Origin of the sequence: Pedobacter sp. BAL39, assembly GCF_000170795.1 — a bacterium.
In the GTDB taxonomy this organism is placed as follows: domain Bacteria; phylum Bacteroidota; class Bacteroidia; order Sphingobacteriales; family Sphingobacteriaceae; genus Pedobacter.
The window spans coordinates 296,412-309,900 of the sequence record NZ_ABCM01000002.1; the positions used below are offsets into that span (position 1 = coordinate 296,412).

The following is a 13,489-nucleotide window of genomic DNA, read 5'->3' on the forward strand; positions in this document are numbered from 1 at the left end:
AATTGAGACAGTGCTTATAAGTGCTTGTTCATATTGTAGTTAGCGTCTGACCTGTGGATTTGTTGATAACTAATTTGTGAAATGGAGGATCTGAATCGGTAAATTGTTGTTATGATATTGAGGTAAGAATAATTATAAAAAAGTCCTGTGAGCGGGCGATCCGTGAAGGGCAGGCAAAGCATAATCTGACAATTGTTAGAGCCCTTTAAACGAAATTCCCATTGTAAACACCTGCACGATCGAAGGTCATGCAGGTGTTTTTTTAATTTTTGGTGGTTACATTCACAAATTAAGCTGTTACATTTGGGGTATTACCATCCATGAAATTTTCGGAGTTAATCAATACCTAAGAAAAAACTCAATGAGCCTGATTAAGGATATTTATTCCCATGGTTTTTACAACCGTTTTGCAGCACTTGCACAAACAATAGTGCCGGATTTCGATCCTGAAAAGTTTGTCAACGAATGTTTATCTCCCTCATTTGAGACGATGGAGTGGAAAGCGCGTATGCAGCATACTACTGCAGTCTTACGTCAATTCATGCCGGCAGATTTTGCTGAGGCGACACCGCTACTCCTGAAATTAGTAGAAACACTGACGGTCCGAAATTTCGGAGTAGACAGTTTCGTATTCATGTTTTTGCCGGATTACATTGCTGCATATGGATTGGAGGACTTCGGAAACTCGACACAATTGTTGGAACGTTTTACCATGTTCGTAAGTTGCGAATTTGCAGTCCGCCCTTTTCTGCTTAAATATCCGGAAGAAATGATGGAAGTCATGGTCCGGTTTTCAAAACACCAGAATCACAAGGTGCGTCGTTTCGCATCCGAGGGAAGCCGGCCAAGATTACCCTGGGCAATGGCCATTCCATCGTTAAAAAAAAATCCTGCACCTTTGATTCCCTTATTGGAGAACTTAAAAAATGATCCTTCAGAATGGGTGAGGAGAAGTGTAGCAAACAATCTGAATGACATTTCCAAAGACCATCCTGACTTGGTCATTGAGATCGCCAGGCGATGGTCAGGAGTGACTAAGGAAACGGATGCAATCATCAAACATGGCTGCAGGACCTTACTAAAACAGGGACATATTGATGTGCTTGCCCTTTATGGGTTATCAAATGAAGGAATCGAGGTCTTGGATTTTGAAATTATAACTCCCGTGGTAGCGTTTGGTGAGTCTGTTGAATTTAAATGTATGATACGGAATCACACTCAGGTACCAAGGATGATCAGGCTGGAATATGGATTGTATTATCAGAAAGCGAATGGTCAGCTTAACCGGAAGGTATTTAAAATCAGTGAGAAGGTATATGATGCGGGGATTACTGGTGCAATATTTAGAAAACAATCTTTCAAGGCAATTACTACCCGCTTATTTCATCCAGGCGCACATGCGGTATCCATTATTGTAAATGGTATTGAAATACAGACGCTCCCTTTTGAACTCAAAGCTTAAAATTGGGCGGTGATGGTTCTGACAGTGTCCATACTGATGAACTTGTCCTGTTCTGTACTACGGTCTCCCTGACAATAAAATAACAGACTAATTTTTCAGGATTCACAATTGCGTCAATATCTCGTAAATGGGTGTTAGAATGTGAATTGAAGCATTAATCTCGACTTGGTTTGCTGTTGCCATCCTTATGTTATTTGAATTGATGTTTCATCTTTATAGATGGCTGTCTTTGCTCCTGTTGCGTCCGATACCAGGCAATCCGTTCGATATCGGACACTTATTTTTGTTTTATTGTTGTTAACTATCTGATAATTAGTTTATTATTATTGGTATCGCGCTTGCAATGACATAGGCAAACTAATAAGAATGGACAGACAAATTGCAGAAGAAGTATCTACTAAAAAAAAGAAAAAAACGCTGATCATCATACTTATTGTCGTCACTGTACTGACGCTCTCTCTACTAGCCATGAGGTATTACATAAAACCGAGTCTCCGCTCTTCGGAATTCAGCACGTCAATAGTGGAAGTTGGAGATGTTGCGAATACCATAAATGCAACAGGGGAGGTGTTGCCTGAATTTGAAGAGATCCTCACCAGTCCAATTCAGGGGGCGCTACGTAATGTGCTGATGGATGCTGGTGCACAGGTGAAAGCAGGACAATCTGTGCTGACACTTGATAAATCGGCGGCGCAGACAGAGTATGAGAAACTCCGGTTTCTCATTGAGTCTAAACAAAATGAAATTAATAAACTCCGACTTGATCTGGATAAAAGTTTTTATGACATCAGGTCCAACAATAAAATCAAGCAATTGCGCATTTCCAATTTCAAAGATGCCGTTGCCAGTGCTGAACGGTTGTTAAAAGCTGGTGGCGGGACACGGGAGGATGTTGAGCAGGCGGAACTGAACCTCAGCGTTGCTGAGTTGGAAAAACAACAGCTGGAAAACGAGATACGGAATAAACAGCAGACCATGAAAATTGAGATTCGTGAGGCGGAGTTGTCTCTTGCTATTCAGAAAAATGATGGACAGGCACTAAAGAGGAAGCTGGCACTAGCGGAAATTATCGCTACACGCCCGGGAGTAATCACTTGGGTAAACAAAAACATTGGCGCAAGCATTAGTGAGGGTGAATCATTGGTCAGGATTGCCAATCTAAGTAGCTACAAAATTGCAGGCAGTATCTCAGATAACCTGATGGATCGTTTGCATACCGGCATGCCCGCAATTGTCAGGATTAATGATGTCCAACTGAGAGGGCAAGTGATGAGCATTTCACCATCGGTCAGCAATGCCATCGGTTCTTTCGATGTGCAGCTGACCGAGAAGAATAACAAATTGCTGCGGCCCAATATGAAGGTCGATGTTTTCCTGATTACGAATGCCCATAGCAAAGTACTGCGTATTACAAATGGGCCTGCTTTTAAGGGCTCGGATTTACAGGACGTATTCGTGATGCAGCAAGGAAAAGCCCTACGCCGGACAGTAAAAACGGGACTCAGCAATTTTGACTTTGTAGAGATTCTAAGCGGACTAAAAGCTGGCGATCGGATCATCACATCAGATATGAGTAAATATGAATTTTCAAATGAAATTTCAATTACCAATGAATAAATTTATGAATTGCAAAGCGTATGGTCTGATACTGTTTGTTGTGCATTTATTTTGCATGACCGAGAATGTGGCTGGTGTTAATTTTATTAATATTCAGATCATTAAGTCTGATACATTAAAGCTTACTTTATATGAATTAGTACTTCAGGCTAAGGCAAATTCTATTGCCGCAAAGCAGGCACTAACCATCAAGGAGACAAACTATTGGAAATGGAGGACCTATAAATCCAATTACCACCCGCAGCTGGCGTTAACAGGAATTCTTCCGGGATATAATAGAACTTATGCCCAGGTCTTACAGCCTAATGGTACGGTTGCTTTTCAGCCTATACATAACGACAACTCATCCCTGAAGCTGGATTTCAGTCAAAGTATTGCCGTAACGGGGGGTACCATCTATGGTACAACTGAATTGCAGCGGTTCAATGATTTTGACCGTAGCAACGTGCTCTACAACGCTATCCCTTATGGGCTCGGCTATACCCAGCCGCTTATGCAGTTTAACAGTCTTAAATGGGACAAAAAGATTGAGCCGCTGAAGTATAATGAAAGCCAGCAAGGTTATATTGAATCGCAGGAAAAAATTGCAGTATCTGTTACTGATTATTTCTTTGACTTGTTGTTGTCACAGGTAAATCTCCACCTGGCAGAGATGAATTTATCAAATACGGGTAAAATTCTGAAAATTGCAAATACCAAATTTGAACTTGGCAAGATTGCTACCAATGAAATTCTCCAGTTGCAGCTGGAGGAAGTGAATGCGAAAAAAGCAGTTGGTGCGGCAAAACGGGACATGGAAATTGCAAGCCTTAATCTACGGAGTTATTCCGGTATCGAAGGGGACGAACGAATTGTGGTCATCATGCCCGAAGCGGTTCACGATATTGACATTTCCATAGATCGTGTACTGACGGAAGCAGTGGAAAACAGAAGTGATGCCATAGCCTTTGTACGACGTATTGCTGAGGCGCGGAGGGATGTTGCTAAAGCAAAAGGCGAAAATGGTCTCGTGGCAACTTTAAAAGCAAACCTTGGTTTTTCTAACGCGGCAACGCACCTGTGGGATGTATATCGGTCCCCAAAAACGCAGCAGTCGATAGAGTTGCAGCTATCCATTCCTGTCCTGGATTGGGGGCGATCCAAGTCAAGAACCAAGACTGCAGAAGCCAACCAACAATTGGTGTCCTACGAGGTGGAGCAAGATAAGCAAATCTTTAAGCAGCAGATTGTGACACAGGTAACGCTGTTTAATATGATGAAGGAACAGATGGTACTCACCGCTCAGGCAGATAGGATTGCCTCTGAAAAATACAAGATCGCAAATGAGCGCTATATACTTGGAAATCTGAGTATCACTGACCTGAGTATCGCCTTTGAGGCTAGCGATCGTGCAAAAAGAGATTACATTACGGCGTTGAGGGATTTCTGGGGTGCATATTATCAACTTCGCTACCTCTCGCTGTATGATTTTGAAAAGAACCAGAAAATTAGCTATAAATAAATATTATTCATTAAATATACATTATGATACGCTTAGAGAATATTGAAAAAGTTTACCGGACGGATACTGTGGAAACACTTGCCGTTAACGGAATCAGCCTGGACATTGCAAGGGGGGAGTTTTTGTCTATCATGGGGCCGTCTGGTTGTGGTAAAAGTACCTTGCTGAACATTATTGGCCTGCTCGACAGTCCTTCAAAGGGAGTGGTGAATATTGATGACAAGGATATTTCCGGATTTTCAGACCAGCAACTGGCAGGTTTCAGGAATCATACACTGGGTTTTATATTTCAGAGTTATCATTTGATTAATGACCTGCAGGTTTTAGATAATGTGGAATTGCCTTTGTTGTATCGACAAGCATCAGCAAAAGAAAGACGTGAGCTTGCCCAGGAGGCTTTGGGTAAGGTGGGGCTGCATAACCGGATGAAACATTTCCCTTCGCAATTGAGCGGTGGTCAGCGCCAGCGCGTTGCCATCGCCCGTGCAATCGTTGGCAAACCGAAAATTATACTTGCCGATGAGCCTACGGGCAATCTGGACAGTGCCATGGGAAATGGAATTATGGACATCCTCATCCACCTGAATAAAAATGATGGAACTACCATTGTGATGGTGACACATGATGAGCAGATGGCTCACAAGACCCATCGTCTGGTGCGTTTATTTGATGGATCTCAAGTACTATAGTCATGCTTAAAAACTACTTTAAAATCGCTATTGCCGTATTGAAGAGGAGAAAGTTCTTTACTTTCATCAGTCTTTTCGGCATTAGTTTTACTTTAACCATATTGATGCTAACAACAGCGTTTATCGACAAAATGCTGAGCCCTGATTATCCTGATTTCAAACGGAACCGCTCCTTATATGTATCCAAAGTAGAGCGGTTAAATACTAAAGAAGGTTGGTTCAATGGCGGTTCTGCTTCATATTATCTTCTTGATCACTATGTATCTAACATGAAAATACCTGAGAAAATTGGGATTTACACCTTCTCTGATCCTGTAAACTCATTTGTGAACGATAAAAAGATCGTACTTGAATTAAAATACACTAATGCCGATTACTGGGAAATTGCAGAATATAACTTCATTGAGGGGAAGCCATACCGTAAAGGGCAATTGGAGGCCTCCGAACTTGTTGCTGTTATTTCTGAGTATACAAAAAAGCAATATTTTGGCGACGTCCCTTCGGTGGCAGGAAAATATATTGAAGTTGATAATATCCGTTATCGGGTGATCGGAGTGGTAGCCAATATACCCAGAACCCAGCGGCATTTTTATGGTGACATCTATTTGCCTTACACGCTCTCGAAGGCCGACTATAAAAAGGTCGAGCCAATGGGAAATTTTGGCGCAGTATTGCTTGCCAGGAGTGCTGATGAACTGCCTGCAATGAAAAAAGAATACGAGCAGCTGATTTCAAAAGTACCCACAATGGACGAAGGCTATGACAAGATGTACAGCAACGCAGACACTATACTCGAGGGAATTACTAGAAATATATTTGGCAGTGGCAATGATTCTGGAATGGCCAAGTCAATGAGCTTTGTGACCGCGGTGATGCTGTTGTTTATGTTGCTGCCGGCAATAAATCTCATCAATATTAACATGACTAGAATCATGGAACGTTCGTCGGAAATAGGTGTACGTAAAGCCTTTGGCGCTTCCTCAAAAACATTGGTATACCAGTTCGTGGTGGAAAACGTAATATTAACACTGATCGGTGGTTTGATTGCACTCCTCATGTCGCTCCTGGGTATTTACATTTTCAATGAGTCGGACATGCTACCCGGTCTTTATCTGGAAATTAATGTGCGGGTGCTGCTGATGGGGGTGGCAGTATGTCTGTTCTTCGGCCTGTTATCTGGTGTTTACCCGGCATGGCGTATGTCGCGCGTGCCCGTCGTCCAGGCGTTGAAGGCGCAATAGTCTATTTACTTAACATATATTACGATGTACAAACATTTATTTAGGCTGATCTGGAACAAAAGAAAACAGAATTTCCTGTTTCTTTCTGAGATATTGGTGTCTTTCCTAGTCATTTTTGCGCTTAGCTCATTTCTGGTTTTCTATTTTATGAACTTTCGGAAGCCGCTGGGTTTTAAATATCAGCATGTATGGGCGGTTAGCTACTCAGAGCCCTTAAAAACTAAGAATCTGGATTCCATACGGACATTTTATGACCTCCTCAACGCAACGTTAATGTCAATGCCAGAGATTGAAGCGCACAGCCTGAGCAGCGGGAATTTTCCGTATGCCAACAGTGTATCTACCAGCGGATTTACAGTAAAAGGGAAAAACTATAGTTATATTCATAACTATACCGTAGAGGACAGCTATCTTCAGACCCTTGACCTGAAGTTGCTGGAGGGACGTTGGTATCGTCCGGAAGACGCCATCAGCAAGAACAGAAATGTTGTAATTAACGAAAGCCTTCGAAAGCAAATCTTTGGTAGCGCTCCGGCTTTGAATCAGGTGATGGGCGACAGTAAAAAAGAGAATGAAAAAATGAAAATTATCGGTGTTGTTAAAGATGTGAAGGCAAATGGTGACTATTGGCCTTCAGGAAGTGCTATATACTACAGAATGGACAGTAGCAGTTATACCTGGGTGGGGACGATGCTCATTAAAATACGTCCTGGTACCGGTGCGGCTTTTGAGAACAAGCTGCATAAAGTACTGGCTCAGCATATGAAAAATTCCAACATCGAGATTAAACATATGGATGAAATGCGCAGCTCTAAAAATGCAGATACAATCGTCCCAATGACTATATTTGTGATCATTGCCGCTTTTCTGATCATAAATGTAGCGCTCGGACTTTTTGGAGTATTGTGGTACAATATCAACAGGCGGAAGGGAGAGATTGGACTGCGGAGGGCAATGGGAGCCACAGCGAATTCCATTACAAGGCAGCTAGTGGCAGAGTCCAGCATTATGGCAACCATCTCAGTGCTTACAGGTACTTTCTTCGCCATACAATTTCCTTTACTCCACGTTTTCGACATTAACCCAATGGTATATGTCTTTGCTTTGCTCATCACTATTGCCTTTATTTATTTGCTTGTGGTGCTTTGCTCCATTTATCCGGGACGTCAGGCTGCGTCTATTCATCCGGCAGTTGCATTACACGAAGATTAATCACTATATTAAGCTGAACTATGATACTTATTGTTGACGATGATATTGCTGTAAGAACTTCTCTATCGCTGTTGCTCGAACATGCTGGCTATCAGGTATGCATCGCCGAGCATGCGCAAGCAGCATTGGTAGTGATAAAAGAGCAGAATCCGGAACTGATCATACTTGACCTTAATTTTTCCATGGATACTTCGGGGAAAGAGGGGATGGATTTCCTGGCAGACTTAAAGAAAATGGACAACGGTCTGCCGGTGATTCTGATCACAGGATGGGCAAGCATCGCACTGGCTGTGCAAGGAATGAAACTTGGTGCCAACGATTTTATTCATAAACCATGGAATAACGAACACCTCCTCCAGTCAGTCGGCACGCTGCTGGAGTTACATGCGTCAAAACCTTTATATGGGACACGCAAGCAAATCGATAAAAAGTATAATTTTAAGCAGATCATAGGCGAAGATCCTGCAGTGGTGTCCATACTGGAAACGATCGGGCAGGTGGCCCATACTGATGCTGCGGTTTTGATCCTTGGTGAAAGTGGTACCGGGAAAGAATTAATTGCGGAAGCCATTCACGAAAATAGCAGGAGGAGCAATAAGCCCTTCGTAAAAGTGAACCTTGGAGGTGTGTCCTCTTCGCTATTTGAAAGCGAGATGTTCGGGCATATGCGTGGTGCATTTACCGATGCGCGCTACGACAGAATAGGGCGCTTTGAGATGGCAAATAAAGGTACGATCTTTCTGGACGAAATCGGTGATCTGGAAGCTGGCAGTCAGGTGAAACTACTGCGTGTCCTGCAGGATCGTACTTACGAGGTGCTGGGGAGCAGTCGAAGTAAGATCGCAGACATTCGTGTCGTCTGCGCAACAAATAAAAATCTAAATGACATGGTAAGGGCAGGAACTTTCAGAGAGGATCTTCTGTATCGCATCAATCTGATTACCATCAACCTGCCTTCATTAAGGGAGCGAAGGGGGGATATTCCTCTGTTGGTCCATTTTTTTATGGAGAACCTGCGTGAGATCTACAATAGGCCGAATTTGTCCATATCTCCATCAGCAATGCGCTGGCTGCAGCAGTTAGATTTGCCAGGAAACATCAGGCAGCTGAAAAATCTGGTAGAGAGGTCTATTCTTATCAGCAGAAATGACCAGCTTGATATTGCTGACTTTAAATCTCAGCTGGAGGTGCTTCCGCAGAAAAGAAATGCCGATGGCCTCCCTGAGGTAGGAGCGCTTACACTTGAAGAAATGGAAATAGAGATGGTCAGGCGTGCCATGAACTACCATCAGAATAAAATCAGCAAAGCGGCAGCGGCACTTGGAATTACCAGAAACTCCCTCTATCGACGACTGGAGAAATATAAAATCTCTTTTAATGAAGCTGAGGACTAAGTATATCATTCTCATTTCTTTGCTGCACCTTATCTGCCTGGTGTTGACTTATTTTATTTTCTATGAGGAGCGGTTATTGTTTATTGTCGCTGAAATACTGATTGTCTGCTCAGTTTTATTGTCTATCAGTCTGTACCGACAGTTGATTCGTCCTTTACGCCAATTGAAAGAAGGTGTTCATGCCATTCGCGATCGCGATTTCAATGTTAAATTTATGCCAACGGGAAAGAAAGAGATGGATGAGCTAATTGATGTTTATAACCAAATGATTGATGAACTCAGAATGGAGCGGACTAAACAAGAGGCGCAACATTTCTTTCTTGAAAAGCTGATTCATACATCACCTACTGGAATTGTCATCATGGATTACGACCATAAGGTGACGCAGGTAAACCCAAGAGCAACAGCGATATTGGGAGCTGAGCAGCAATCTTTTCTGGATCAAACGGATAGCCTGGGTATCGGCGAGTCTAGGGTTTTCAGAAAAGAGGGGGGGAAATCCTATAAAGTGCAAAAATCTCATTTTGTGGACCGTGGCTTCCCAAGGGTATTTGTGATGATCGAAGAGCTTACTGCGGAGCTTTTCGAGGCAGAAAAGAATGCCTATGGGAAAGTAATCCGAATGATGGCCCACGAGGTCAACAATACCATAGGGGCAGTAAATTCCATCATTAGTCTCGCATTGGGCACTGAAAGCCTTTGGAATAAAAAAGAATACGGCTCCATAAAAAATGCGATGCAAATTGCTGTAGGGCGTAACCAGAACCTTAATCTTTTCATGAGAAACTTTGCTGACCTGGTCAAGCTTTCCCCCGTGAACCGTGTGCAGACAGACATGTGTGCGCTGGTTCATTCTGTAGCAGAATTTATGACTGCCAAGGCCGCTGAAAAAGAGATTGTTTTTGAATTTGACTTGCCGGAGTCGCCTTTTTATGTGTCCGCAGATGTTCAGCAAATGGAACAAGTACTAGTCAATGTCGTAAAAAATGCCATAGAGTCCATCGAAGATGCAGGCCGCATTTCCTTCCTGATGGATGTCTCCCGGAAGGAACTTGTGATCTCCGACACCGGCAGGGGAATTTCTACGGAAACAAATGAGCTTTTGTTTCAACCATTCTTTAGTACAAAAAAGGGCGGACAGGGGATCGGCCTGATGTTGGTAAGGGAAATCCTGGTGAACCATAACTTTAGCTTTTCATTGAAGACGATTGTTCCAGGTCAGACAGAATTCGTGGTAAAATTATAGGTAATGTGATCATTTTGAGCTTGCTTAGTCTGCTGGCTTTGAAAATGATATTGTTGAGCAGTGAGCTAGCTAGGCCTACAGCAGGCTTGTAATCTTTGAGTACAGGAGTTGCTGATCTACGGGCTTCGTCATGAAGTCGTCGACGCCTAATTCAAATACGCCTTGCCTTGTAGAGTCAACAAGATCGGCAGTCAGTACAATGATAGGGACTGAGACGTTCTGTATCCCGGCTTTTCCTGCGCGGATGCACGAAATGGCCTCGTATCCATCCATCACCGGCATTTGTAAATCCATGAGCACTACGTCTATACTTTCATTTTTTAATACGGTGAGTGCTTCTTCTCCCTGGTCAGCGAAGAAACATCTGGTATTTTCCCATTTGTTGAACATCATTTTGAGTACCATCTGATTCATTTTATTGTCTTCAACAACCAGCACATTTTTGCCAAGCAGATCATACCTGTCTACGGGAAAAACATTGTCTTCCACAGGAACATTGATGACAACATCATAGAAAAGGTCTACCGTGCAGATCGTACCCACGTCGATTTTGCTTTTAATGTTGATGGCTCCCTTATGCAGGTCTACTAATGTCTTGACAATCGAAAGACCGATTCCAAATCCACCGAATCTGCGTGTATTGCTGGCTTCCACCTGGGAAAAGATTTCGAATATGGTATCGAGCTTCGATGCGGCAATGCCAATTCCAGTGTCGGTGATGCCTATAGAGATCTGCATCCGCTGATCTCCGACCTGTTTTGATGTGACCTCGAAGCTGATGTATCCATGTTGGGTAAACTTGATCGCATTACCAAGAAGGTTGTTTAAAATCTGCTCCATACGGGCTTGATCACCCATCAGTAGCACTTCTTTATCGATGTCGATTTTTGAAATGAAAAGCAACCCTTTTTGTGTGGAATGAGAATTGAAACGCTGATTGATCTTCGTCAATACCTCTGGTAAAGAGAAAGGTACGGCATCAAGTGTAAGTTCACCTTTTTCAATCTTTACAAAGTCGAAAATGTCATCGAGCGAAGAGATGAGTGTATCGGAAGCATTTTTGATCAATTGCAGATTCGCCCTTGTTTTTACATCGCTGTTTTCGTCACTGATGATATCGGTTAGCCCAAGTATCGCATTTAGTGGTGTTCTCAATTCATGGCTCATATTGGACAGAAAGAAAGACTTCACATCATTCATCTCTTCCGATCGCTGTAAAGCAATGGCACTGAGCTCTTTTTCTTTCTCTTTCATTAAACTAATCCTGCTGGCCATGGACAATGACAAAGCCATAATCTGCAGTCCAATGCCAATCTTGGAAATATTGTCCATAAAGAACGCAGGAAGCATCAGGCCAAAGTTCCGCAGGATTACTAAAAGAAAGCACACAAACAGCACGGTTACACCGCCTGCAAAAAAGCGGTCTATGGGCTGACGACGCACTGACTTTACGATGATCCCCACAGCAATGAGGATCATTCCGCTTAAGGTCATCACATTGACCAAGGGATAACTGTACCTCAGGGCGTGTGGAAAAACGACTACTGCAAGGAAAATCAAGGCGAGAATGATGTACATGACCTGTAAACAGCGGTATATGCTGCGAAGGTCTCTTTTAATACTAAGGATCAGTTCGCTATATTTTCCAAAAAAATACGCGCCACAAATGGCAGACAGGATCACCGCATGGAGGTTTAGCCAGGAGTCGCTCCTGAGAATATACTGGTGAAAGAAACCATCTAGTGCGGCATGACATACCATTAGACTGATTACATATAATGAATAGTAAAGTAGGGAAGCCTCTCTTGTTGCAAAATAAAAGAAGGCGTAAGTGATGGCGATGATGAGCAATATTCCGTAGAAGATCCCCAGAATAAATTGTGATTCGTAAGTGGCCTTCAATAACTTTTCCTGACTGATCAGACTGAGTGGAAGTGTATTCTTCTCCCCATCATTTCGGACCTCCATAAGATATGCTTTTTCTTCGCCGGCTTTCAGATGAATTTTAAAAATGGTATTCCTAAAGGGTAGTGCCTTTGCAGAAAAGTTGTTATGATCCCCACTTCGTTGCACTGCCGACTGTCCATTTGTTCTAAATTCATAGAGATTGACATAATCGGTAACTGGTTCTGAGGACTCAAGGTAGTATAATACTGACTCCGCCGATTTGTTGATAATGTGGAACCTGACCCAGTAATTATGGTCAGTAAAACCCAGGTTTCCAAAATCCCCGGATAGCCTTTTAAATTTTAATTGAGTTTGATTGTTCTTGATCTCAAGGGCACTGTAAAGCTTGTACCCCGCATCTGCAATTTCGCTCTTATCCAAAATAGATACCTCTTCAGGAAGATGGCCATCCTGAAAAATATACTGTGCCCCGGCGCCGCCAGCATACATCAGGAAGATGCATACCAGACAGATCTTCTTCAACATTTGTCCCCCCTATGTATTTACCCCGGGATAATATTACAGTTTTTTTAAAAAACAACGATAAAGAAAGTGATAAAAAGATAAAATAAAATCACAAAAAGTACTTTGTTTTGAGTTTTTAACCCCTGTAGGAATTAAACGTAATCGAGGGCCGTTTAAATGAAGCTGATCTCGGTATTATGTTTAACCCACGCAATTCGCACAGACTGGTCGCTGCGAGGTGATTAAACAGCTAGCCTAAATTTTAGGTAATGTTTGGTTATTGGTGATCCCGCTGAGGCTCGAACTCAGGACCCATACATTAAGAGTGTATTGCTCTACCAACTGAGCTACAGGATCTGCAACGCCGGGATCAGAATGACCCGGCACGCATAGGCAATCTACAAAATAATTAACCTAAATAATCAATTATAAAGAATATAATTTCTAACATTTAAAATTTTTATTTGTGCTTTTGTTTGTATAGGAATTGTTGTCTGGCAAGCACCTAGGTTGCGGATCTAATGTGGTTTTTGGTATGTGTTTATCCAATGTTGCTGTGTTTAGGAGTTTAAAAAATATTTTATATGTTGCCATTCTGGATAAAACCAGAAGAATGTTGTTTGTTTTTAGCGAATCTTCATGCAAATTGAAGCTTATTCGCGTTTTCAGGTAATTAATAGATTTTGATTTTATATAATGAGCTTAATTTGTTGAT

Annotated in this window: 9 protein-coding genes and 1 tRNA gene; 8 read left to right on the plus strand and 2 right to left on the minus strand. The window is 42.4% G+C overall.

The window, feature by feature from the left end; translation table 11 throughout:
* Positions 1-361 precede the first annotated feature (361 nt).
* From PBAL39_RS03550 to PBAL39_RS03585, 8 genes are all read left to right on the plus strand, one after another.
* Positions 362-1,462 carry a hypothetical protein gene (locus PBAL39_RS03550; RefSeq protein ID WP_008238396.1) on the plus strand — a complete coding sequence of 367 codons (1,101 nt, stop codon included), beginning with the start codon at positions 362-364 and terminating at the stop codon, positions 1,460-1,462.
* Between the two features lie 366 nt (positions 1,463-1,828).
* Positions 1,829-3,079, plus strand: a complete 1,251-nt coding sequence (locus PBAL39_RS03555; RefSeq protein ID WP_008238398.1) for an efflux RND transporter periplasmic adaptor subunit — start codon at positions 1,829-1,831, stop codon at positions 3,077-3,079.
* A 55-nt stretch (positions 3,080-3,134) separates the two neighbouring features.
* The gene (locus PBAL39_RS03560) at positions 3,135-4,580 is read left to right on the plus strand and encodes a TolC family protein (protein ID WP_039866068.1); all 1,446 of its coding nucleotides are present in this window, start codon (positions 3,135-3,137) and stop codon (positions 4,578-4,580) included.
* Positions 4,581-4,603: 23 nt separating this feature from the next.
* On the plus strand, positions 4,604-5,269 hold the full coding sequence (locus PBAL39_RS03565) for an ABC transporter ATP-binding protein (protein WP_008238402.1): 666 nt from the start codon (positions 4,604-4,606) through the stop codon (positions 5,267-5,269).
* 2 nt (positions 5,270-5,271) lie between these two features.
* Positions 5,272-6,510, plus strand: a complete 1,239-nt coding sequence (locus PBAL39_RS03570) for an ABC transporter permease (RefSeq protein WP_008238404.1) — start codon at positions 5,272-5,274, stop codon at positions 6,508-6,510.
* A gap of 24 nt (positions 6,511-6,534) precedes the next feature.
* Positions 6,535-7,722 (plus strand): ABC transporter permease, encoded by a 1,188-nt coding sequence (locus PBAL39_RS03575; RefSeq protein ID WP_008238405.1) that lies wholly within the window; start codon positions 6,535-6,537, stop codon positions 7,720-7,722.
* 20 nt (positions 7,723-7,742) lie between these two features.
* The gene (locus tag PBAL39_RS03580; protein ID WP_008238406.1) at positions 7,743-9,116 is read left to right on the plus strand and encodes a sigma-54 dependent transcriptional regulator; all 1,374 of its coding nucleotides are present in this window, start codon (positions 7,743-7,745) and stop codon (positions 9,114-9,116) included.
* Positions 9,100-10,362, plus strand: coding sequence for a PAS domain-containing sensor histidine kinase (locus tag PBAL39_RS03585; RefSeq protein ID WP_008238407.1), 1,263 nt, complete (start codon positions 9,100-9,102; stop codon positions 10,360-10,362). The genes PBAL39_RS03580 and PBAL39_RS03585 overlap by 17 nt, the downstream gene beginning before the upstream one ends.
* A gap of 75 nt (positions 10,363-10,437) precedes the next feature.
* Here the strand turns inward: PBAL39_RS03585 and PBAL39_RS03590 are convergent, their stop codons facing one another.
* Complete coding sequence (locus PBAL39_RS03590; RefSeq protein WP_008238408.1) at positions 10,438-12,795, minus strand: hybrid sensor histidine kinase/response regulator; 2,358 nt, start codon at positions 12,793-12,795, stop codon at positions 10,438-10,440.
* 260 nt (positions 12,796-13,055) lie between these two features.
* Positions 13,056-13,131, minus strand: a tRNA-Lys gene (locus tag PBAL39_RS03595).
* Positions 13,132-13,489 lie beyond the last annotated feature (358 nt).

Bases quoted from the DNA above. Each gene is read 5' to 3' on its own strand.
- PBAL39_RS03550 (WP_008238396.1), top strand. From the start codon at position 362: ATGAGCCTGATTAAGGATATTTATTCCCATGGTTTTTACAACCGTTTT.
- PBAL39_RS03555 (WP_008238398.1), top strand. From the start codon at position 1,829: ATGGACAGACAAATTGCAGAAGAAGTATCTACTAAAAAAAAGAAAAAA.
- PBAL39_RS03560 (WP_039866068.1), top strand. From the start codon at position 3,135: ATGACCGAGAATGTGGCTGGTGTTAATTTTATTAATATTCAGATCATT.
- PBAL39_RS03565 (WP_008238402.1), top strand. From the start codon at position 4,604: ATGATACGCTTAGAGAATATTGAAAAAGTTTACCGGACGGATACTGTG.
- PBAL39_RS03570 (WP_008238404.1), top strand. From the start codon at position 5,272: ATGCTTAAAAACTACTTTAAAATCGCTATTGCCGTATTGAAGAGGAGA.
- PBAL39_RS03575 (WP_008238405.1), top strand. From the start codon at position 6,535: ATGTACAAACATTTATTTAGGCTGATCTGGAACAAAAGAAAACAGAAT.
- PBAL39_RS03580 (WP_008238406.1), top strand. From the start codon at position 7,743: ATGATACTTATTGTTGACGATGATATTGCTGTAAGAACTTCTCTATCG.
- PBAL39_RS03585 (WP_008238407.1), top strand. From the start codon at position 9,100: ATGAAGCTGAGGACTAAGTATATCATTCTCATTTCTTTGCTGCACCTT.
- PBAL39_RS03590 (WP_008238408.1), bottom strand. From the start codon at position 12,795: ATGTTGAAGAAGATCTGTCTGGTATGCATCTTCCTGATGTATGCTGGC.